This is a genomic window from Paenibacillus polymyxa M1, assembly GCF_000237325.1.
Classification (GTDB): Bacteria; Bacillota; Bacilli; order Paenibacillales; family Paenibacillaceae; genus Paenibacillus; species Paenibacillus polymyxa_C.
Genome location: NC_017542.1, coordinates 1151888 through 1173647 on the forward strand (window position 1 = coordinate 1151888; position 21760 = coordinate 1173647).

Below are 21760 nucleotides of genomic sequence, written 5' to 3' on the forward strand. Positions count from 1 at the left end.
GAACTAAGGGTTTAGGAGTCGAAGGTTATGAGTATGGAATATATTTTACGAATTATGAAGCCTATGCTTGAAGGGGCACAGATGACGATTATTTTATTTTTCATTACGCTCATCTTGTCTATTCCGCTCGGGTTTATCGTTACGCTGCTGGCCAAAAGTCGGTTTAAGCCTATTGCCTGGCTGATGCACACGTACATTTATGTTATAAGAGGCACGCCGCTTTTGCTGCAATTATTGTTCTTTTGTTTTGGTCTGCCGATGTTGCCTGTCATTGGGGAATATCTGGTACTGGACCGGACAACGGCTGCGGTACTGGCATTTGTACTGAATTATGCGGCTTATTTTGCAGAGATTTTTAGAGGCGGGATGTTGTCGATTGATAAAGGGCAATACGAGGCTTCGCAAGTGCTGGGCTTAAGCAAGTCGCAGACGTTGATTAGAGTCATCGTGCCGCAAATGGTACGGATTGCTTTGCCTGCGGTAACCAATGAGGCGACGACCCTGGTGAAAGATACGGCTTTGCTGTATGCGGTAGCAGTACCGGAACTTTTGCATTTTGCCAATACGGCTGTAAACCGTGATTTCTCGATTGTGCCTTATGTTGTAGCGGCAGTTATTTATTTATTGATGGCTTTGGTGCTTACGATATTCTTCAGAGCGCTGGAAAAACGTTTTAAATTCGAGTAAAAGGAATGTCGGGATATGAACACTAACGCAATAGAAGTAACCGATTTGAAAAAATCATTCGGCCAGCTCGACGTTCTGAAAAGAGTGAGCTTTAACGTGAAGTCGGGCGAGGTTGTAGCTGTCATCGGTCCTTCAGGTTCAGGGAAAAGTACCATGCTTCGCAGCTTGGTGCATCTGGAGGATGTGACGGGCGGGACGATTCGCATCCATGATAAAGCCCTGGTGGAAAACGGTCACTATGCTCCGGCAGGCGACATTAAGAGCATTACTACCGGAATGGGGATGGTGTTTCAACATTTTAATCTCTTCCCTCATTTGACGGTGCAGGATAATCTGGAACTGGCTCCAAAGCTGGTGAAAAAGGTGAGCAAGGCTGAGTTGCGACGCCAGAGCGCCGAGTTGCTGGCTAAAGTCGGCTTGGCGGATAAAGCGGATGCGTATCCGTCCCGATTGTCGGGGGGACAGAAGCAGCGGGTGGCGATTGCCCGGGCAATGATGATGAACCCTGATATTTTACTGTTTGACGAGCCGACCTCGGCGCTTGATCCTGAGCTGACAGGCGAGGTACTGCGAGTGATCAAAAAGCTGGCTGAGGAGCATATGACGATGGTCATCGTGACCCACGAAATGAATTTCGCGAGAGACGTGGCAGATCGCGTCATTTTTATGGACAATGGAGAAATTGCGGAATCCGGTACACCGGAGCAGATTTTTGGCAATCCGCAGTTGGAGCGGACGAAGGTGTTTTTGAATCGGGTGGGGGATTAAAAACATAGTTGTTTGTTTGGGAGTATGTCGGGGAGGCGCTACGCGTGCAGATTATTCTTCCGATCGCTGTTGCAACGGGATTTTTTCATTTATATGACACCTGGTAAGGTTAAAATCCCGTTGCAAAGGCGAACGCTCCGCTTCTTCAGAACAATTCTGCCCGCTCCGCTCACCGACCACCTGTGTAAGTACTATGTTTTTAAGCAGGAAGTGTAAGTAGGAAGAGCAAGGGAGATGGCGAGCGCTATCTCCTTTTTTGCAGTTCAAAATACTGGCTACTTCATTCCTTAATCATAAAATCATTTCTGAATTTCTGGAATTCTTTGGGTGTTTTTTTATAGTGTTTTTTAAAAGACTGAATGAAGTGATTTACATGATTGAAGCCCACTTTGTGGGCTATTTCAGTTATGGTATATTGTGTGGAGGTTAATAACTCGCTGCTTTTCTTGATGCGATATTTGATCAAATAATCATAAGGTGTCATATGAATGGTTCGCTTAAAACTACGAGTGCATTCTGAAACACTTAAATGTGCTATAGCGGCAATTTCTTGTAGTGTTATGTTGTTTGTGTAGTTTTGATGGATAAAGCTAAGCATCAATTGAAGTCTTTCCTGTTGTATTTTCACGTATTTAGGTGCTTCCTCAGAAGAAAGAGAAATATTAGATATTAAGATTAACCATAATTGTGCCGTTTTGATGGATACCTCATATTCCCAACCCCACTTTTTTTTCATATCAAACTTCTGTTTCATTTCCCAAAGCATTTGCAGTATTTGAATTTGCCATTCAACATCTCCCTTAATTACTAGTGACACTAAAGAAGAGTTTGTATAAGGCAGTACATAATTTTTTTCCATCGCGCTATCTGCATAAAAGGCCAGCAGCTTCTCTGGGAAATTAAAGCTGACATATTGACCGTTGTGTGAAAGTTGTGTAGTAACGTGAAGAACACCTTTATTAATTAAAATGGCCTGGCCTGTGTCTAATTCATGATCAATTCCGTTCACTTGTATAACTAGTTTTCCTTTAGTAACCAAAGTGATCTGTAGTTCTTCATGCCAATGTAAATCGTTAAATCCTCTACCTTTAGGAAAACTTTCATGAATTGTATGGGTGTACATGATGTATGGAAATGAAACATCGGGATAGAGAATGGTCTCGTGCAATTGTTTTTCCATTGAAATGAAGGTCCTTTCTTATGACGATATTCCTATATAAATAAAAGATATAATTACACAAAATAAATAAAAGCGGTGATATTATTATACTCAGTTCAGTTTATTATTCAAATTTTCTGTGCACAGAGAATTGCTCAAAAACAACTGAGAGGATCATTATGAAAATAAATAAAACGTCTCTACCCTTGCATCCATACTTTTTGCTGTTCATCAGTATTTTGTCGGTTTCCATCTCTTCCATCATGATAAAATCCTCAGACACTCCAACCTCCGTGGCTGGAATGTATAGATTGTATATGTCAGTCATACTAATGCTTCCTTTTGTACCCTGGAAAATGCTCCGTTCCATAAAAATGACCAAAAAAGATTGGGGTACCGTTTTCATGGCCGGTCTTTTTCTCGGGTTACATTTCTTATTCTGGATGGAATCTTTGGTGTATACCTCAGTTGCGAGCTCCATGGTCATCTTATCCTTACAACCTTTATTTGTAATGATTGGTTCCTACTTTATGTTTAGAGAACGAGTAAGCCTATTCACTATTTTTTGTTTGATCGCTGCTCTTATCGGTTCAATCATTATAGCTTGGGGAGACATTGGGACTTCGAAAGAGGCACTAATCGGAGATGGGTTGTCTTTATTAGGAACAATCTTGATTTCAGCTTATATGCTGGCAGGACAGAAGGTAAGTCACAAAATAAATGCAAATTTTTATAGTGTGATTGTTTTTTTTCTTGGCGGCAGTGTCCTGCTAGTCTACAATTTGGTGAATCATTATTCCTTGACCGAATATGACTCGTCGGATTGGACGTATTTTTTATTACTTGCAGTAATTCCAACTATTTTTGGTCAATATATTTTTAATCTGCTGTTGAAGTCAATGGGGGCAACTACTGTGTCAGTGGGTATTATTGGAGAACCGGTTCTCGCCATACTTCTCGCCTACTTATTTTTAGGAGAAATCATGTCTGCATTTCAATTCATAGGTGGAATCATGACTTTATTCGGTATGGGGATGTATTTTTGGGCAAAATCCTTAAAGTATACAGTTGCAAAATATTAAAATTGTTTACTGATTATCGCGAAATTTTTAAGAATACAATCGATGAGGAGAATGTTTACATGGCAACGATTGATGATTTTTTGAAACTCGATATTCGGGTTGGAACTATAATTAAAGCTGAGTTTTTTGCAGAAGCGAAAGTTCCTGCTATTAAACTTGAAATCGATTTTGGACAAGATATTGGAATAAAAACATCGAGTGCACAAATTACAAAAAGATATGTGGCTGAAGAGATTATAGGGGAACAAATCATAGCTGTAGTCAACTTTCCTCCTCGACGGATAGCAGGCTTTAATTCAGAAGTATTAGTCCTTGGAGGAATCCCCGAGAAGGGGGACGTGGTTCTATTGAAACCAGATATTAAACTGCCTGATGGAACACCTATTGGGTGATAAATCGTTCCTGTTTAATCCATTAAGCTGGGTTGAATTGCAGCCGAATGGAAAAATATGATTAAAGTTCAAGAGCGTACTGGCAAATTATGCAGTACGCTCTTGTTATAAACTATAGACTTCTCTCTAACAAAACCCCGACTTGTTTGGCCATAACTTGCGGCGGATATGGCATCCCATTCCGAATCCACCACTCAATTATTCCTACATAGGCGTTTCCAGCATATTGCAACATAACATCTTCACTTAATTCAGTATTCCTGCTGCTTTCTCTGTCGATCTCACCTTTAAATCCTTCAATAAAAGAGGCAAAAAGCCGAGTTCTAAAAGATGATGGTGTCCCTTTACTTGCTAACATGGTCGAAAAAAATAAATAATTTTCCTTGAAATATTCAAAGTAAGGTACAAGAGCATCGGTCCAATCCAACTCACATGCCCACTTATCCATCTCCCCTAATTCGTTAAGGTGTGTCTCTATGAGTTTATCCAATAAATCATATTTGTCCTGATAATGAAGATAAATGGTTCCGCGGTTTACATTTGCCCGGTCCGCAATATCCTGAATGGTAATCTCATCAAAGTTTTTTTCAGTCATCAGTTCAATAACAGCTTTTTTCAAGGATTCTTGAGTTTTAAGAATTCTCCGATCCACTTTGGTCATCGAAAATGTCACCTAGCCTTCTGCGATAATTAACACTTTTGATTCATGTGTTGATATATCAACACATCGCGGATTTTTAATCATTGTTTTTACGCTTCTTAATCATATAATAATAGACATGAGTTGATTAAACAATGTGCTTTGCTTATCAACTTCGTGTTGTATAGGTAATTTCAAAAGTGAAGAGAGGAACCTTGATTTTGGTTAATCAGAAAAATTTACTTGTATTTATATTAACCATAGGAGTCTTCGGCATTTTAAATACCGAAATGGGGGTGATCGGCTTATTGCCCTCCATTGCCGAACACTATCATGTGAGTGCATCAACAGCAGGATGGTTGGTAAGTTCTTTTGCACTTGCGGTTGCAGTGTCTGGGCCCATCTTACCTTTATTGTTTTCGGGTATAAATCGGAAAAAGGTCATGTTACTTGTGCTTGGTGTTTTCGTTTTAGGGAATGTCGTCTCAATTTTTACGACTAATTTTACGATTGCACTTGTTGCTCGTGTAGTACCTGCACTTTTTCATCCTGTATATTGTTCATTGGCATTTACTGTAGCTGCGGCCTCGGTTAGTCAGGAAGAAGCTCCAAAAGCTGTTTCGAAAGTTTTTATTGGAGTATCTGCCGGTATGGTAATCGGTGTACCAATCGCAAGTTTGATTGCAGGTGCTGTTTCTCTACAGATGTCGATGGTATTCTTTGCTGCCGTAAACATTATGGTATTTATCGCTACATTACTATTTGTACCATCGATGCCTGTTGAGGAAAGACTTTCTTACGGAGCACAATTATCTGTATTAAAAAAACCAGCTACTTGGCTTTCCATTGTGACTGTTATTTTAATGAACTCAGCAATATTCGGTGTTTACAGTTATTTTGCTGAATATTTGAAAACTGTTACGAATATGTTTTCGAATACAATTAGCTTAATGTTGTTTATATACGGTGGAGCCAACGTTATTGGAAATGTAGTCGCAGGAAAGCTACTTATTAATAGTGCGATCAAATCTGTCGTATCTTTCCCTTTTGTACTGGGAGCTGTTTACATCATTATGTTCTTCACAGGACAGCTTAGCGTACCCATGGCGATCATAACTTTAATTTGGGGAATGTTAGCCGGTTTCGGGGGGAATATGAATCAATATTTGATGACGTCTTCAACTCCTGAAGCGCCTGATTTCGCTAATGGATTATTTTTAACATCTGCTAACTTGGGAGTAACATTTGGTGCCACAGTCGGTGGATTCTTTATAGCAGAAATGGGTACACAATACGTCATATTTGTGGGACTACTATCATTGGTTTTAGGTTTTGTAGCCATTTTACTAAGAAACTACATGTTTACTCTCACTCGATCACTTTCAAGATAAGGAATTGTCTCCATGTTTAAATAGGCTAAGTAACACGATTAAAATAACCAATAATTCATGAATTGCAGGAGGTTATACGATAATGATAACTACTAATGCACGCGCTACATTCAGTCCAGAAGGTCCATTCAAACTGACCACGATAGAACGCAGGGATCTCCAACCGCATGATGTTCTCATTGAGATTAAGTACGCTGGTATTTGCCACTCTGATATTCATACAGCTCGCGGCGAGTGGGGACCGGTGAACTATCCGCTCGTTCCAGGGCACGAGATTGCCGGAATTGTCACCCAGGTTGGTTCGGAGGTCAGAAAGTTTGCCATTGGCGACCGAGTGGGGGTAGGCTGTATGGTTGACTCCTGCGGAGAGTGCGTTAACTGTCATCAGGGAGAAGAGCAGTATTGTCTAAATGGTAATACGGGCACCTATGGAGCCTACGACAGATACGGGCAATATACGCAAGGTGGTTACTCCTCTCACATCGTCGTAACTGAAGACTTCGTAGTTAGCATTCCTGATGGTATAGAGCTTGATGTCGCTGCTCCTTTGCTGTGTGCCGGCATCACAACGTATTCGCCGCTGCGCCATTGGGGAGCCGCTCCTGGCAAAAAGATAGCTGTTGTTGGACTTGGCGGGCTTGGACACATGGCTGTAAAGCTTGCTCATGCCATGGGGGCAGAGGTTACGGTTTTATCACAAACATTGAATAAGAAAGAAGACGGTTTGCGGCTTGGTGCGGATCATTATTATGCCACGAACGATCCGGAAACGTTTAAGAAACTGGCCGGTTCGTTCGACCTGATTGTGAATACGGTCAGCGCGAAAATCGACATTAACGCCTACCTTTCATTGCTGGCACTGGACGGTACATTGGTCAATGTTGGTGCGCCAGCGGAGCCATTGCCTGTTCAAGTCTTATCTCTTATCGGTCATCGTCGGTCGTTTGCTGGATCGATGATTGGTGGTATCCGCGGAACGCAGGAAATGCTTAACTTTTGCGCTGAACACTCTATCACTCCAGAGATCGAGGTTATTTCGGCTAACCAGATTGATGAAGCCTGGGAGCGAGTACTAGCTTCAGACATACGGTATCGATTTGTGATCGACATCAGCACGATGGAGAATGAATAACGAATGATTCTAGGCAAAATGAGAGAGGCACATCTACACTGATGTGCCTCTTTTACTTAATGGGAGAAACCATATTCAAGATTGAGGTTAGTAGCTTTGATTCAGCCTGAGGGACCGGTGCATAACGTAGACATGAAGGCAGGGTTTATGAAGAAGACTTTTTATTAAATGCCAATAATAGTATCAGTCCAATGATACATAATACACCAATCCATTGGAAAAAACCAAAGGGCTCTTTTAACCAAAATACAGTTGTTAAAACAGCAGCAAGTGGCTCCAAACTACTTAGAAAGCTTGTTTCTTTTGGTGAAAGGCTTTGTAAACTTTCTATATAGAACCAAAATGCTATCATTGTGCCGAATATAATAACGAATGCTAGATATAAATAGGTTTCTAGGGTCAAGCTTTTAAAATCGATCTGCCAGGGTGGATGGATTAAGCTTAATCCAAAACCGCCAATGACCATCGCCCAACCCACAATAACCAGGGAATCGTATTGCTTCAAAAGAGGAATTGCGTATAAGGTATAAAAAGCCAGGGCAATTGCTGATAAAAGGCCCCACACGATTGCGATCTTCGGAACGGATAGTTGAGAAATAGAGCCGTTTGTTAACAAGAAAAAACAACCCACTAAAGCCAGGAAAATAGCTGACAGATCCTTTCGTGTGAAGACCAGGTGCTTTCGCAGAACTAAATAGATGATAATCATTACAGGTGCTAAATACTGTAATAATGTCGCAACAGCGGCATTACCACTTTGAATGGATGCCATATACGTATATTGAACCGCTAGCATACCAACCAAACCGTAGACAATGAGTTGGAAAGCGGTCTTTCTATTTTTCCATACACCCCATATTTGTGTACGGTCTTTTATTGTAAATTGAAGGGCCAAGAGTAAAACACCAGCTATGAGCAAGCGTGTTGTTACAAGCCAATTTACATCGATTTGTAGAAAAAGTTTTTTTGCAACAGTCCCACTGATCCCCCAGAATATAGCTCCTGTGATAACAAGAAATAATCCTGTTCTTCTAGTTGATTTATCCATGAATATTCTCCACCTTGAAATATAATAATAGTGTTATAATAGGTGAAAAATATTTTAAATTATACTTGAATTTGATGATAAAATATAAATATATTGAGGTTGTGGTGATTTGCAAATAAAAAATTTTATGATTGACCAAAACCTAAAAGAACTAACTGAGCATCGGACGGTCGTACTACCGGTGGCATGTTATGAAACAACAATTAACCAAAATATACATGGATATGTACCCCTTCATTGGCATGATGAAATTCAATTTGTTCTGGTTGAAAAAGGGGAAGCGATCTTTCAAATAAATGAGGATAAACGAATCGTACGACAAGGTGATGGGTTGTTTATAAATAGTGGCTGCCTACACATGGCGGAAGATAAGAATGATTCGGGTTGCGTCTACATCTGTCTAAATGTTTCTCCTCATTTCGTTTTATCACAAGAGCTTTACACACCCTACGTAGCTCCTTATATTCAAGCGACTAATTTACCTTATGTATACATAGATTCTGACGAGCTTTGGGGTAAAAACATTTTAGATGCCATTTTGAAAATGAATCAATATATTCAACAAAAATCACCATACTTTGAGATGGATATTACCATGCATTTAACACTGATTTGGAAAAACTTAGTCATTAATGGCTTTCAATTAGAATACGACCAGATGGAAATGGTAAAGAGTCAACGGATCAAGCAAATGTTAAATTGGATCTATTTGCATTATGCTGAAAAAGTCACATTAGATGATATTGCAAAAGCGGGTCAATTGAGCCGTTCGGAGTGCTGCCGATATTTCAAACGAATTTTAAAGGTAACTCCGTTGAATTATGTCATGGATTATCGGATTCAAAAAAGTTTAGTCTTACTGCAACAAGCAGAATCCAACGTTACAGAAGTTGCCTATAAGGTCGGATTTAATAGTACGAGCTATTTTATAGAAAGATTCAGAAAAGCGATGAATATGACACCACTAGCCTACAAAAGATCAAAAATGGATGATTGATAAGTAGGGCTTAGATACCCATGGATGAACGCTGCTGCGGAGTGTAGGGAAGTTGACTCGCTTATTCTTCAGCACCTCTCATATACTCACTGATTTTTTGATTCACTTTTCGTTCTTGTTCCACTTGGTGCCGACTTTTTATAAATCTCACAAACAACCTTATCCTAAACGTTACAGGTAAGTCTGTAACTTCATTGGCAAATCTGTATGGCGTGTGATAAGTATTTAAAAGTTTGAAGTCGCTAAACTAACGAGATACACTAGGTTCAAGTAATCGATGAAAAGAAGAGGGGGAGACCGAAATGAAGACAATCAAGTGCATGATGGACCACCTATACTGGGCGGACGGACGCATCTTGGACGCGCTCGAGGAGAGTAAGACGAAGAACAAGGACCTTCTGAAGCTGGTTCGGCACGTTGCAGTCGCGGAACGAGTCTGGCTGGACCGATTGCAGGGCAAGGGTAGCGCGCAATATTCGTTGTGGGAGGAAACGGAAGACCTGTTAGCGATTCGGACGATGTTCCAAGAAAACGCTGAGCAATATCGCGTCTATATCGAAGGGCTCAAGGAATTCGAGCTGGATGAGATGATTGACTATGAGAATCAGAGTGGGGTTCCGTTCCGAACGTCCGCCCGGGACATTCTGTCGCAGGTCCTCTTACATGGGCAATATCACCGGGGACAGATCAACCAGGCACTTCGGATCGAATCGGCAGAGCCTGCCTAAGTCGATTACATCACGTTCGCGAGACTCTAACGGGGAACGATAGCTCAACTGGTTTGAGGCTTACTCAGCAGGAAACTACGGGATACCGTGGCTTTTTTGTTGTCACTTTTTCCAGTATCTATGGTTTATAATGGATATGTTATGAAAGGAGACCCGGGTAGAGGAGAGATAGATCATGACAGATTCAAACTTCATTGGCATGCTTCCCGACATCGAGGAGAGCAGACGTATATTTCAAGCTGCAGCCATCCTGGACGCTATCCTTATGCCGGAGTGGGAATACCGATATTATTCGTACAACGCCCATTGGGATGAGAATGAACAGATGGCATCGATGAGGGACGGCGAAGGGGATCACTATTTTGCGCTGTTTCAGCCAAACGGACTGATCATCAAAGGGTTTGACCAGCGGTTCAATCAGGTGCATGGGCCACATGATGTGCTGCAAGGCGTGCCTAACGAATTTGAGGGATTTCTAAGGGAACCAGCGCTTATTATGGATGTGACCACATTTTGCACATGGAAGTTGCAAGGCAGCCAGGCATGGTCCGCAAGTAAGGAACTGGATGCCGAAGCCTACAAACTGTTGCATGTTTTAAACGGCAAAGCGGATTATTACTATGCTTGGGCAACGGAGTATTACGAGATTTCACTGGACCGGTCGCTCGTACAGCGAATATTCGATATAGAGCCTTTGGATGGGAAAATGCTTAAAGGTCTAAATGAAGAATTAGAATTCGCTGATCTTGAAGAGGACATCCAGGAAATAGGCTATCCGGTAAAAAGGGAAGATTGAAAATAGTATGTACATAGACATTTCCTATTGAAAGTCGCTATTTAAGCGGCTTTTTTTATTTTATCGGTGGTCAGAAGAAAAAAAATCTAGACTGAGGACGAATCATTAAGCTAACGGGCAGGTTAGTTTAAATACATATTCAACTTAGCAATCAATATAAAATTACAATACTGGATTGTAGAAGCTGATTGCAAAGTTGTAGAGCTCTATTAATACTTAGCCTTGTCAAATTATGCATTTCTGAATAATTTAACACATACCACAAAAGAGAGGGAAGAAACATGAGTGAAGTTAGATTTGGCAATGTTAATGTTGTTACATGCTTAGAAGATGTGAACAAACTACACGTTCAAGTATTAACTCTTTTGGGAGATTGGATTGGCGTTGCAGGGAAACCAATAACTATTCATGATATGACGGCTTCCGCCTAAGGTATGGCAACTTCGACTGCTCGTCACTCGGGTCAGAGGAGAAAGAACATAGCCCTATAGAAACCCGCGCTAGGCGCGTTTTTTCATTTTAAAGGGTCAAGTTCATGTCCTTGGTCAGGTACAAGAATTTGACCCTATTGCCGATAGTGGACATAAACAAGTCCTTATAGCCGTTGACTACACAGAGAATCTATTCCGCTACTCTGGAGAGTGGGACGGGGTAACAGGTCTTCAGTATATGCGCAACCGCTGGTATGATCAAACAAAAGGATGCCTTTCTCCAAATAGCTTTACGGAATACTCAGAAACTGCCCGGGTAAAATGGTACGGATAAGATGATGTATTAGAAATATTTATATCGGAATTTTTGGATGTTAAAGCTAACTTATTCCCTGTGTTTTTACCAAGGCACAACTCCATTTTCATCAAAAAAGCTACCAGTTGGACCATCATTATTGATTGTGGCAAGCTTAACTACACTGGAAGCTGCTTGTTCGACTGTGCGATAGCCACTATTACCATTTAAATCGGTAGCCGTAAATCCAGGGCAAACCGAGTTGATTTTAATAGGAGTATCTCTTAATTCTTTAGCAAAGAAAACAGTTAAAGCATTTACAGCCGTTTTGGAACTATTGTAGGCGAGCGAATTCACATTATAAAATTCCGACGTTGGGTCTGAATTCAAAGTTAAGGAACCTAATCCGCTGGAAAGATTTACGATTCTTCCGGCAGAAGATTTTTTGAGCAATGGAAGTATTGTTTTAGTGACAGAAAATACGCCGAAAACGTTTGTCTCATAGGTATTCTTGAGAACGGACAGTTCCAGTTCACTTGGAGGTGTGTTGCCTTCAAAAAACACGCCTGCATTATTAATCAAGATATCAAGGTATCCATATTCTTGTTCAATCCATTCTACTGCGGAGAGAACGGAGCTGGGGTTTGTGACATCAAGAACCACCGTTTTAGCTTTAATGTTCTCCGTTTCTAAAAACGTTACGGCCTCATGTCCTTTTTCTTCGCTTCTTGCTCCTATTAAAATCTCATACCCCATGTTTCCTAATTGTCTTGCTGTCTCAAAACCAATACCTTTGTTGCCACCTGTAATTAATACGATCTTGGATTTATTCATAAAATTGCCTCCCTAATCTATTTTCTAAAATCTGTACCTACGAAAATGTATTTAATTCTTATATTTGTGACTGCTATTTAGATTCTCTCATTGTAATCGTGATATATCTCCTTTCATTTCTGATATAGTTAATATAGTGGAAATGATTGATACTTGTAAGTACGCACATTTTTGTAACTTAATGAATGGAGTGGCAATATGGGATATGGATTAAAAAATTATGGCGATTGCAGTGAAGAGGTTATAAAGGGCTGTCCTGTTGAAATGGTTTTACATATGATAGGAGGAAAATGGAAGGGAATCATTATCGACATTTTATCCGAAAAATCGGTCAGATTTAATGAACTTAAACGATTAATACCAGGGATTTCACAACGGATGTTGACTCTACAACTCAGGGAACTCGAGGCGGATGGAATTGTGAAGAGGATAGTAGATGACACTGTGCCACCCAAAGTAGAATACTCCCTCACTGAACAAGGAAATAAATTGTTGAGTATTATCGATTCTATAAGAGTATGGGGAAAAGAGTTTCTATCCTAAGTCTGCGATCGGGAAGTCTTAGTGGATAGCCGTATACTTACTCTCTGCCGATAGATATGACAAACCAAAGAAGAATCTTTTTGAAGCTGGTGCTTTATATTTGTTTCAATGAATGTACCGTATAGTGGGATTCAATTCGGAAGTTTTGGTTCTGGGCGGACTGCCTGAACAGGGAGATGTCGTGCTGTTGAAGCCGGATTTCGATCTACCCAACGGAACGCAAATCAGATAATAAAGGCAAAACCCACTGTGCAAGGCGACAGCCTTACGGTGGGTTTTAATTTCTTAAATAACCCTGTATGATTTGTTATTACCACCCTTTCTTGTTCTCAATTATACAGTAATTGGAATTGTTCGTTCTTATATGGACTCTTTAGAAATTTTCATATTTGAGGTCATTAAGCTAACGGGATACGATAGTTCAATACAAACAAGAAGGCAGCCGATCAAAGTGATTGGCTGCCTTTGTTTAACTAATGGGCAGGATGGAGTGACTTTTGTGTAGAAAATTAAAAACGAACAAATCAAGTTCGTGCGCAAGATCTAGCGATGCGCTTTGAAGTGCCGGTTCGCACGATTTACCGAGACTTAGATCGGCTAAATATAGCTGGGCAAACGCCATATGAATTACTCCCTAAAGAAATTTCTGCATACATGCAAAATTCCCTCGGCGTAAGCATAAGGGGCAACGTTGTTGTGGAATGACTTTGCCTCTGCTGTTGCATTCTGGAGAAGATAGCCATGGGCAACCATTTGAAGCATCTCGATGTCATTTCCACTGTCACCGAAAGCCAATGTTTTGGATAGGGGTACCTGACTATAATCCATCAGGAATTGCACAGCCGCTTTCTTTCCAGTTCCTGCGGGGATAAAATCGACATCATATGCGTGCTCCGGATCACCCGCCTTGGGATTGCAAATATTGATATTAATTCCGATCCCATGATTTGCAGCCAGGTGCCTGATGATACTTATATCATATTGGGTTTTGACTGCTGATACCGGATAATAATAGTAGTTCATTTTGTATCCGGATTGACCTAATTGAGTCTGTTCGTGAAGAACGATGTTGAATGTTGATTTTAATTCGCTAATTAAATCTTCTACATCTCTTCGAGAGAATTCAGAGGCCCTTATGATCTTTGCCCATGAAGGAACAGTGACCAGTTGCCCGTCAGGCTCGACTTCCCACAACTCTGTGCCCAGATTGCTCGCTATAAAATGGGGGAGCTGCGTCATACCGGCTATATTCATTTTTGCTTGTATTTGCTGAACACTACTTCCGGTGACCCAAGCTATCTTTACCTGATGATTTCTGGCAAGCTGCTGGAGGTATTGTTCCAGTTCGTACACCATTTTGAGTTGTTCAGGCAAACATTCATGCGGGTAATACGTTTCGTCAAAATCAAACAATATCAGATATTCGGTTACAGCGGGGGTATATATGACTTTCATGAGTGTAGCTCCTCCTATAGTTTGTTAACGATATCATAGTTGCAGGGAACGTTCCCAGGTCAATACTTTAGATGAGGTGTTAATTTTGCCCACCATAATTGATATTTCACGTGTAAGCGGTCTCTCCAAGTCGACGGTATCACGTGTGTTAAATGACCATCCTCATGTATCTATTGAAAGCAGACAAAAAGTACAGAAAGCCATTACGGAGCTGGGATATGTCCGCAATACGCAGGGGGTTCAGTTGCGTCTACAGGCCAGCAATCATATTGGTGTGCTTGTCCCGGATGTGGAACATCCTTATTTCAGTCAGCTTGTCAGTACATTAAGTCGATCTTTAGGCTCAATGGGGTATCAACTTGTCATCTATCAGACCGAATTATCCCGGGAGTATGAACGTGAAGTGTATGCCCGATTGGCACGTCGAGAAATGGATGCCGTGGTTATTGCTCATTCCCATTTCTCGGAGAGAGAAATTAAAGAATATATAGGTTCTCACATAGGAATCATATGTAACGAAGCGATGGATGGAGAGTTTCTTGATGTCTTTCGATTGGATGAAGAAGATGCGGTCTTTCAAGCGACAGCATATTTGCTGTCCAAGGGGCGCCGTCATCTGTTTTTCTGTATGGATCACCTGACACAATTGCAAGAGAAAAGATGGAATGGGTTTCAAATGGCTCACCGACAATTCGGTCTTGCCTGTACAAAATCACAATGTTATACGGGTCTGATGACTATGGAAGATGGTTATGCCTTGGGAGAACAATTATTTACTTCTGACCAATTGCCGGATGGAATGATAACAGGTAGTGACTTTGTAGCTACTGGTTTATTGAAAGCAGCAAAGCAAAGGGGGATATCCGTGCCTCAAGAAATGTCCGTCATCGGATTTGATAACCATCCTGTAGGATTAATGACTAATCCGGAACTGACCACATTAACCAATTGTATTCCTGATATGGTAAAGGATGTTACGGAATGTCTTACCCGGCGATTGAAGGGGATGCGATCTGCTCCTATAACGAAAATCTACAAGACTTCGTTGATTATACGTAATTCTACTTAAAAAAAGTGAAGTGAAAGACAAAGAAAAAGAAGGATAGTGAAATCCTTCTATCGGTCAGGAAGGATACATGTCTGAAGAGGAATTGAAGCGTTACTGGATCTCTTCGTTGTGGTACTTGAATTTCAGACAAAATGGAAGCATTTCTAAACAAGAAGATATTCAGTGGTTCTTTTACACTGTAGGAGAAAGAATAGAAAGCAGGTTCCAGATGAATTTACCGTCCTTCATGTTCCTAGCCAAATCTATGCGGTATTCGATGCAGATGCCAATATCAATAGAGGCCTACGACATAAATGTATTGCGTTGTAGCGATCACTTCCAAGGCCGACAGGACCGGAAATTGTGGAATGAGCAAGGAATCAGGCACATCCATCCGTCCGCCATATGCACCAGATGGGAAAGACAGGAGATAGGGGGTGTTTCTCCAGATTTCCGTGATGGGGACATCCCTTTTTTGATAGATGCATAAAAACTAACGGACCGTTTAGTTCAATAAAAAAGCAGCAGGCCCAGACTAATAAAAATAAAGTCCGTGCCTGCCACTTTTTGTATTGGAGCCAGTCTCATAGTTATTATCCGAAGCCTGACGGTAAACGTTACCCAGCCATCCAGCATCCCACAGACGTTTCTTGCGAGCTGTTATTCTGAAAATAAAGCATCCGTTGCAACCGGCTGAAGGATAGGCAGTGGCTGAAGGGCGGTGGTCCGATCGAGATGAACAAACGCATTATAACGATCTGCCATGCTGGAAGGCACGTAATTGCCGAACCGCTCATGAGCAGGCTCGTACACCACACCGATGGCACGGTGGCCAATGGTCGTATGCAGCATGGAAGATGCATCGGAGAGCATTATCATGCCATCTCGGCCGCCTCCCGCCTGGTGCATGTAATACTCCCAGCTTTCTGGCTGTCCGGGCGGGACGGTCATTTTCTCAACCGGAGATCCCCAAGCTCTTCCAGCCAGTACCTCGCCCTGATAGGTCCCGAAGCCAATGGCAAACACCCGATGTTCTGGATCCTCCCGCAGCAGCTGACCCACATTAACCATGCCATCCGCCATCATATCCGTTGCCCGCGCATCACCGATATGCGTATTATGCTCCCAGACAATGGCTTTTGCCGAGGCCCCGTAATAGGACATGATTCGCTTCAGGGATTCAACCATATGTTTGTCCCGTATATTCCAGGACTGTGGGCCGCCCCGGACCATCGTACGATAGTAGGCCTCCGAGCTGGAGGTGACGAGCATGTTCACCTCTGCATTCAGCTCTTCCTCACTTCCCGGATACGCCATGCGCCGGCTCTGCATCTGCTGTAGCAGCTCAACCACTTCTTTCTCACAGCTCTCCGAGAGCAGTCCTGCCGCAATGCCATAAGACTGATGGTCCCTGCTATATGGGTCGAAACAGGCGTATGTCTTGCGGGCCTGTTTCAGTTGGGGAGAATTGGTCTCCTCCAAATAACCGATAATCTCTTCCATAGATTCCCATAACGAGTACATATCAATGCCATAAAATCCAACCTTCGCACGGACACTGCCGCCGCCGTGATTCGCCTCATTGTACTCCTTGAGCCACTCCGTGAAATCACGAATGTCCGTATTTGCCCACATCCATGTCGGCCAGCGGGTAAAATCACCCAGTGCATCGGCTGCCGAGGAATCGGCCCCCTCCATCCCTTTAACATACCGGTTCACCCGATAAGCAGAGGGCCAGTCTCCTTCCACACCGATAATGTTAAAACCCTTGCTTGTAATTAGCTTCTTCGAAAGCTCGGCCCGAACTCGGTAGAAATCAGAAGTCCCATGGCTCGCCTCACCGAGCAGCACAATATCTGCATCTCCGATGGCCTTAACCATGCGGTCCAGATTCTCCATTCCATCCAATGGGATAAATAATGCATTCAGCTCTTTCAAATAAGCGTTTTGCTCTGGTGGATTATCATTCGAATTCATGAAGTTGTTCCCTCCTACAGACGGTATGAGTGAATTATTTCCGATTTGTCCATTCATTAATCCAAAACATGGTGTCTGTTGGTATGAATGATTTATCCCCCGATTAGGTTGAAATCCTATATAAATCGGTTGAAAATGTTGATTTTACCAATGGACAAGGCTTTGTACAATAGAGTTGTAGCGCTTACATTTCCAAGGAGGTTGCGGCGAAATGAAGAGACTTCAGCTGATTGACAAGCAAATCAGGACCCCGAGATCGAAAAGGAGGCCGTGTTGATGAAATTTAAGGGAATATTGGCGGCGTTTTTGTTTTTAACCACAGCGTCTGTGTTGTTTGGGACGCATACAGCAGAAGCCCATGAACTATCTAATGACAAGCTGACGATTCATACAGGCGAGCATGGCGAGATTTCATCTATCCGTATCAAGGGAGATGCTTTTCCGACCGAATATGTCATGAACGCAACGGTGACACCTGAGCAGAACACGGCAGATCATCAGTGGCTAGGGGAGCTGATGTTCACGTATCGACTGGATGGAGGTAGCTGGACGAAGGCATGGACGAATAAGTCGGCAGACGCGCGTAAGATCACGACCAGCGGCAACCGCGTTACGGTCACGTACGAGAACTCAAGTAACGCAGAAGGCATACGCAATTTTAAAGTTATTGAAACCTATTCGGCGGAGTCGAATGGTTCGGTACTGTGGAATATACAGGTACAGAATACCAGCGGCAAAAAATTGGAGATTGGCGATTTTGGATTGCCCCTACCTTTTAATGAACAGTGGACTTATGGTGATGCAATTTACGAAACGAGAGTCGTGACGCATTCCTTTGTCGGCAATAACAGCTCCTATATTACAGCTGGGCGTCCCAGCGGCATCGGGTCTTCCCTGCTATTGATCCCTGATTCCACAACAGGCGCTGGGTTTGAGTATCAGGACCATTGGCGGGATGAAGAGCATCCGGGTAGCAAGTGGGCCTGGAACCCGGCCAACGAAGGCAAGTGGTTGGAGGGATTGAATGTATTTTATATTCATTCCAATGTCATCAAGTCTACCAACCGTGGGTATTTGCCCAATACAAGCCTGATCCTGAATCCAGGACAAAGCAAAAACTATGGCTTCAAGTTCCTGGCCGTAAAGGACGAGCATGATGTAAAAGATACGTTGTATCAAGAAAACTTGGTGGATACTACAGTTGTACCAGGCATGATTGTGCCTACGAATCAAAAGGCGAAGGTGGATCTGCGTACCAAGCAAACGATCAACAAGGTGACCTATCCAGACGGAACCGTTATTCCGCAGACGGATAGCAAGGCTGGAGGACATCAGATTTATGAACTGAAATTTACTAAGCTGGGCCCGAACTTCATAACGGTAGAATACGGCAATGGCAACAAAACGGTTTTACAATTCTATGCCATTGAGCCGATTGATCAGGCGCTGCAACGGCACGCTACCTTTATGGTAGACAAAACCCAGTGGAACGTGCCAGGTGATTTGCGCGATAAGGTATTTGACGATTGGATGATGCATACCAAATCCAAACGCAACATTTTCAACGGCTATTGGGGCTGGGGGGACGATTGGGGTCTGACCCACGGACAGTTCCTGGCTGAAAAAAACACGCTCTCTCCAGTCGCCAAAGAGGTGCGGGCTGTAGACGATTATTTGGAGACGGCGATTTGGACGAATCTGATGAATGGACATCATGAAGATTATTTAATTCATGATTTCCTGATGCCGGAGCCCAATGATACACCGACCTATCGGGGATATGCATACCCGCATGTATACAACACGTATTTCAGCATGTATAAGATTGCCAAGGAATACCCGGACCTAGTCACTTACAAGCATCCGAAGGAAACCTATTTGCTGCGGGCTTATAACATTTTCAAAGCATTGTATGAAGGACCCGTTGCGTACAACTGGGAAACAGGTTTGATGGGCGAGCTGACCACACCGGATATTATTCAGGCCCTTCATGATGAAGGCTACGATGATGAAGCGAACGATCTCAAGGAAAAAATGGATCGCAAATATAACAATTTTAAAAATACAAAGTATCCTTATGGTTCTGAATATAGCTACGACAATACAGGCGAAGAGGCTGTATATACGTTAGCCAAGCAGAATATAGATACAGAGGGCGAACAAAGTAAAGCCCTGGAAATGATGGGTAAAATCAATGCCAAAACTCGTGCATCACGCGGTCATATGCCTGTATGGTACTACTATACCGATCCGGTGACGATTACCGGGGAGAACTGGTTTAACTTCCAGTACACGACTTCACTTGCGGGATATGCGATGGATGACTGGATTCGTCATCATGAGGACAATCATCGTGAGGAACAACAACGGTTGTCCTATGCTGCCAAAATTGCCAATGTCGGAGCGATTAATTCCGGGCAAATCAGCTCGGACCCTGAGGACATCGGGGCGGTCGCATGGACGTATCAAGCAGAAAAAGGCAATAACGGTACAAACGGTACCGGCGGCGGTAAAAATGTTCCGCTCTTTAACGGCTGGCGCGGCATGAGCGGTGAGGCTGACCTCGGATTGTTTGGTGCACTTAAAACCTTAAGCGCGGATATCGCGATTGATCCAATTTTTGGATTGACGGGCTACGGTGCAGAGGTGAGTAAAAGCGGTAACGTGTATACGATCAAGCCGCTGGACGGTTTGTTCAAACGAGTCAACCTGATTACGGAAAAGCTGTATATCGAGCTGGAAAAGGACCAGTATACAGAAGCCAAGCTGGCAACATCCAAGGATTATGTATGGCTCCAATTGAAAAATCAAACGCCGGGCCAAGCTCATTCTACGTACGTTACATTTGATGGCTTAAAGAAAGGAACGTACCTGGTTAAAGTGGGTGGTCAATCACAAGGCAAGTTTAATGCGTATGCACCAACCAATAAGCTTAAGTTGGAAATGGGTACAGCATCCTCTTATACAGTAGAGCTGACACCCACCACACCTGATCCCAACAAAGCACCTGTCGTTGATGCAGGCAAGGATTCCAAGGTGAAGCTGCCGGATCAGATTATTCTGAAAGGTACAGCTACAGATGATGGACTTCCGCAAGGAAAGGTGACCAGCGAGTGGAGTCTGGTTGAAGGACCACAGAACGCGAAGGTCACATTCAGCAGCAAAACATCACTACGCTCGAAGGTGAACGTTTCTGAACCAGGAACGTATATATTCAAGCTGACAGCCAGCGACTCCCAGTTATCAGGAGAGGCTAAAGTAACTGTGATAGCTGAACCGGCGGCACCGTTACCTGAACAGCTTGCCGTTTACAAGTTCGACGAAACCAGCGGTGCTGTTGCTGCGGATTCATCGGAAAGCGGCAATGATGCTACCGTTAAGGGAACTGCGGCATGGGCTGCGGGGAAAAGAGGCAACGCTGTGAGCCTGAACGGCAAGGACAGCTATGTGCAGCTTCCGGCGGGGATTGTCAGCCGGGCACAGCAATTGACCGTATCCGGCTGGGTCAAAGCGAACAGCCTGAGCGACTATGTGCGGATTTTTGACTTCGGCTCCGGGACCAATGAATATATGTTCCTGACTCCTAAAGCCGGGAACCGGATGCTATTTGCCATTACGAATCAAGGTAACGGGCAAGGACAGGAGCAGACGATTGATGCCCCTGTATTGCCGACAGGCGTATGGAAGCATGTTGCAGTCACGCTTTCGGGCTCCACAGGTATTTTGTACGTGGATGGGAAAGAAGTGGGACGCAATACCAACCTGACCTTGAATCCAACCAGTCTGGGACAGACGAAAAATAATTTTATCGGTAAGTCCCAGTACCCTGATCCGTATTTCAATGGTCTGGTGGATGAATTCCGGATCTATAGCCGTGCTTTGAATGCAAACGAGGTGGCAGGTCTGGCCTCCGGTACAGCACAGAGTCTGACGGCAACTGAGAACATCACTGCGTTAAAAGAGGTGAATGTAACAACTCATGTTGGTGAAAAACCTGAACTGCCAAGCGTAGTGGAAGCTACGTATGGAGAAGGCTCCACCAAATGGGTGGCTGTGGAATGGGAGGATATAGACCCTGCACAATATGCTGCTCCAGGTTCGTTTGAATTGAAGGGCAAAGTGGAAGGGACAGAGTTAAAGGCAATGGCCAAGGTGACTGTGATTGAGGCAGGGGCAGTGGCTTCACCGGTAACTCCGATTAGCCCGGAGACTTCAGTAACCCCGCCAACTACGACATCCCCGGTAACATCTGTCTTACCGTCTCGGCTTATCAGCCCAGCTAAATCAGTGGGAGTATCCTGAATAAGAGGCAACAACGCATAGTCATGGCTAATCTTTCCCATCGTCACTTTCTTCC

Annotated in this window: 20 protein-coding genes and 1 pseudogene; 15 read left to right on the top strand and 6 right to left on the bottom strand. The window is 43.1% G+C overall.

The features are described 5' to 3' along the window. The first annotated feature begins 27 nt into the window (after positions 1–27). Positions 28–687: an amino acid ABC transporter permease gene (locus PPM_RS04990; protein WP_013369636.1), complete on the top strand. Its 660-nt coding sequence runs from the start codon at positions 28–30 to the stop codon at positions 685–687. 15 nt (positions 688–702) lie between these two features. Then, positions 703–1455 carry an amino acid ABC transporter ATP-binding protein gene (locus PPM_RS04995; protein ID WP_013369637.1) on the top strand — a complete coding sequence of 251 codons (753 nt, stop codon included), beginning with the start codon at positions 703–705 and terminating at the stop codon, positions 1453–1455. Between the two features lie 280 nt (positions 1456–1735). Here the strand turns inward: PPM_RS04995 and PPM_RS05000 are convergent, their stop codons facing one another. Further along, positions 1736–2635, bottom strand: coding sequence for an AraC family transcriptional regulator (locus PPM_RS05000; RefSeq protein WP_013369638.1), 900 nt, complete (start codon positions 2633–2635; stop codon positions 1736–1738). 158 nt (positions 2636–2793) lie between these two features. Here PPM_RS05000 and PPM_RS05005 point away from each other — a divergent pair, with 158 nt between their 5' ends. Together PPM_RS05005 and csaA are read left to right on the top strand one after the other, a co-directional pair. After that, on the top strand, positions 2794–3696 hold the full coding sequence (locus tag PPM_RS05005) for a DMT family transporter (protein ID WP_014599513.1): 903 nt from the start codon (positions 2794–2796) through the stop codon (positions 3694–3696). A gap of 59 nt (positions 3697–3755) precedes the next feature. Continuing rightward, a complete protein-coding gene (gene csaA, locus PPM_RS05010) occupies positions 3756–4088 on the top strand; it encodes a chaperone CsaA (protein ID WP_013369641.1) in 333 nt (110 codons plus the stop codon). A gap of 112 nt (positions 4089–4200) precedes the next feature. On the opposite strand, the gene PPM_RS05015 is transcribed toward csaA, so the two are convergent. After that, entirely contained in the window at positions 4201–4749 is a 549-nt protein-coding gene (locus PPM_RS05015; protein WP_013369642.1) for a TetR/AcrR family transcriptional regulator, read from the bottom strand. 179 nt (positions 4750–4928) lie between these two features. Between PPM_RS05015 and PPM_RS05020 the strand changes: the two genes are divergently transcribed. Both PPM_RS05020 and PPM_RS05025 read left to right on the top strand, forming a co-directional pair. Then, positions 4929–6119 (top strand): MFS transporter, encoded by a 1191-nt coding sequence (locus PPM_RS05020; protein ID WP_014599515.1) that lies wholly within the window; start codon positions 4929–4931, stop codon positions 6117–6119. An 82-nt stretch (positions 6120–6201) separates the two neighbouring features. After that, positions 6202–7251, top strand: a complete 1050-nt coding sequence (locus tag PPM_RS05025) for an NAD(P)-dependent alcohol dehydrogenase (RefSeq protein ID WP_013369644.1) — start codon at positions 6202–6204, stop codon at positions 7249–7251. Positions 7252–7396: 145 nt separating this feature from the next. Here PPM_RS05025 and PPM_RS05030 read toward each other — a convergent pair whose 3' ends face one another. Continuing rightward, on the bottom strand, positions 7397–8299 hold the full coding sequence (locus tag PPM_RS05030) for a DMT family transporter (protein ID WP_013369645.1): 903 nt from the start codon (positions 8297–8299) through the stop codon (positions 7397–7399). 109 nt (positions 8300–8408) lie between these two features. On the opposite strand from PPM_RS05030, the gene PPM_RS05035 reads away from it, so the two are divergent. The 4 genes from PPM_RS05035 to PPM_RS29405 all read left to right on the top strand — a co-directional run bounded on the left by PPM_RS05035 (position 8409) and on the right by PPM_RS29405 (position 11251). Continuing rightward, positions 8409–9296: an AraC family transcriptional regulator gene (locus tag PPM_RS05035; protein ID WP_013369646.1), complete on the top strand. Its 888-nt coding sequence runs from the start codon at positions 8409–8411 to the stop codon at positions 9294–9296. 302 nt (positions 9297–9598) lie between these two features. Beyond that, entirely contained in the window at positions 9599–10024 is a 426-nt protein-coding gene (locus PPM_RS05040) for a DinB family protein (RefSeq protein WP_013369647.1), read from the top strand. A 175-nt stretch (positions 10025–10199) separates the two neighbouring features. Continuing rightward, entirely contained in the window at positions 10200–10820 is a 621-nt protein-coding gene (locus PPM_RS05045) for a hypothetical protein (protein WP_013369648.1), read from the top strand. A 281-nt stretch (positions 10821–11101) separates the two neighbouring features. Beyond that, positions 11102–11251, top strand: coding sequence for a hypothetical protein (locus PPM_RS29405; protein WP_158309127.1), 150 nt, complete (start codon positions 11102–11104; stop codon positions 11249–11251). Positions 11252–11651: 400 nt separating this feature from the next. On the opposite strand, the gene PPM_RS05050 is transcribed toward PPM_RS29405, so the two are convergent. Continuing rightward, positions 11652–12380 carry an SDR family oxidoreductase gene (locus PPM_RS05050; protein WP_013369649.1) on the bottom strand — a complete coding sequence of 243 codons (729 nt, stop codon included), beginning with the start codon at positions 12378–12380 and terminating at the stop codon, positions 11652–11654. Between the two features lie 198 nt (positions 12381–12578). Between PPM_RS05050 and PPM_RS05055 the strand changes: the two genes are divergently transcribed. Beyond that, positions 12579–12923, top strand: coding sequence for a winged helix-turn-helix transcriptional regulator (locus PPM_RS05055; protein ID WP_013369650.1), 345 nt, complete (start codon positions 12579–12581; stop codon positions 12921–12923). 118 nt (positions 12924–13041) lie between these two features. Continuing rightward, positions 13042–13155 (top strand): annotated as a pseudogene (locus PPM_RS29410) (export-like chaperone csaa); the annotation flags it as partial. A 395-nt stretch (positions 13156–13550) separates the two neighbouring features. Here PPM_RS29410 and PPM_RS05060 read toward each other — a convergent pair. Continuing rightward, positions 13551–14378 (bottom strand): HAD-IIB family hydrolase, encoded by an 828-nt coding sequence (locus tag PPM_RS05060; protein ID WP_013369652.1) that lies wholly within the window; start codon positions 14376–14378, stop codon positions 13551–13553. A gap of 76 nt (positions 14379–14454) precedes the next feature. Between PPM_RS05060 and PPM_RS05065 the strand changes: the two genes are divergently transcribed. Beyond that, the gene (locus PPM_RS05065) at positions 14455–15447 is read left to right on the top strand and encodes a LacI family DNA-binding transcriptional regulator (protein ID WP_228392886.1); all 993 of its coding nucleotides are present in this window, start codon (positions 14455–14457) and stop codon (positions 15445–15447) included. Between the two features lie 67 nt (positions 15448–15514). Then, positions 15515–15916 (top strand): hypothetical protein, encoded by a 402-nt coding sequence (locus PPM_RS05070; RefSeq protein WP_043885885.1) that lies wholly within the window; start codon positions 15515–15517, stop codon positions 15914–15916. A 170-nt stretch (positions 15917–16086) separates the two neighbouring features. Here PPM_RS05070 and PPM_RS05075 read toward each other — a convergent pair whose 3' ends face one another. Beyond that, entirely contained in the window at positions 16087–17403 is a 1317-nt protein-coding gene (locus PPM_RS05075) for an erythromycin esterase family protein (protein ID WP_013369655.1), read from the bottom strand. 276 nt (positions 17404–17679) lie between these two features. Between PPM_RS05075 and PPM_RS05080 the strand changes: the two genes are divergently transcribed. Beyond that, complete coding sequence (locus PPM_RS05080) at positions 17680–21705, top strand: DUF5695 domain-containing protein (RefSeq protein ID WP_013369656.1); 4026 nt, start codon at positions 17680–17682, stop codon at positions 21703–21705. The last annotated feature ends 55 nt before the right edge of the window (positions 21706–21760 follow it).

What these genes read in the sequence shown, in the direction of transcription:
- PPM_RS05000 (WP_013369638.1), bottom strand. Translation starts at nt 2,635, where the DNA reads ATGGAAAAACAATTGCACGAGACCATTCTCTATCCCGATGTTTCATTT.
- PPM_RS05015 (WP_013369642.1), bottom strand. Translation starts at nt 4,749, where the DNA reads ATGACCAAAGTGGATCGGAGAATTCTTAAAACTCAAGAATCCTTGAAA.
- PPM_RS05005 (WP_014599513.1), top strand. Translation starts at nt 2,794, where the DNA reads ATGAAAATAAATAAAACGTCTCTACCCTTGCATCCATACTTTTTGCTG.
- PPM_RS05045 (WP_013369648.1), top strand. Translation starts at nt 10,200, where the DNA reads ATGACAGATTCAAACTTCATTGGCATGCTTCCCGACATCGAGGAGAGC.
- PPM_RS05080 (WP_013369656.1), top strand. Translation starts at nt 17,680, where the DNA reads ATGAAATTTAAGGGAATATTGGCGGCGTTTTTGTTTTTAACCACAGCG.
- PPM_RS05030 (WP_013369645.1), bottom strand. Translation starts at nt 8,299, where the DNA reads ATGGATAAATCAACTAGAAGAACAGGATTATTTCTTGTTATCACAGGA.
- PPM_RS05070 (WP_043885885.1), top strand. Translation starts at nt 15,515, where the DNA reads ATGTCTGAAGAGGAATTGAAGCGTTACTGGATCTCTTCGTTGTGGTAC.
- PPM_RS29405 (WP_158309127.1), top strand. Translation starts at nt 11,102, where the DNA reads ATGAGTGAAGTTAGATTTGGCAATGTTAATGTTGTTACATGCTTAGAA.
- PPM_RS04990 (WP_013369636.1), top strand. Translation starts at nt 28, where the DNA reads ATGAGTATGGAATATATTTTACGAATTATGAAGCCTATGCTTGAAGGG.
- PPM_RS05040 (WP_013369647.1), top strand. Translation starts at nt 9,599, where the DNA reads ATGAAGACAATCAAGTGCATGATGGACCACCTATACTGGGCGGACGGA.
- PPM_RS05050 (WP_013369649.1), bottom strand. Translation starts at nt 12,380, where the DNA reads ATGAATAAATCCAAGATCGTATTAATTACAGGTGGCAACAAAGGTATT.
- PPM_RS04995 (WP_013369637.1), top strand. Translation starts at nt 703, where the DNA reads ATGAACACTAACGCAATAGAAGTAACCGATTTGAAAAAATCATTCGGC.
- csaA (WP_013369641.1), top strand. Translation starts at nt 3,756, where the DNA reads ATGGCAACGATTGATGATTTTTTGAAACTCGATATTCGGGTTGGAACT.
- PPM_RS05025 (WP_013369644.1), top strand. Translation starts at nt 6,202, where the DNA reads ATGATAACTACTAATGCACGCGCTACATTCAGTCCAGAAGGTCCATTC.
- PPM_RS05055 (WP_013369650.1), top strand. Translation starts at nt 12,579, where the DNA reads ATGGGATATGGATTAAAAAATTATGGCGATTGCAGTGAAGAGGTTATA.
- PPM_RS05060 (WP_013369652.1), bottom strand. Translation starts at nt 14,378, where the DNA reads ATGAAAGTCATATATACCCCCGCTGTAACCGAATATCTGATATTGTTT.
- PPM_RS05075 (WP_013369655.1), bottom strand. Translation starts at nt 17,403, where the DNA reads ATGAATTCGAATGATAATCCACCAGAGCAAAACGCTTATTTGAAAGAG.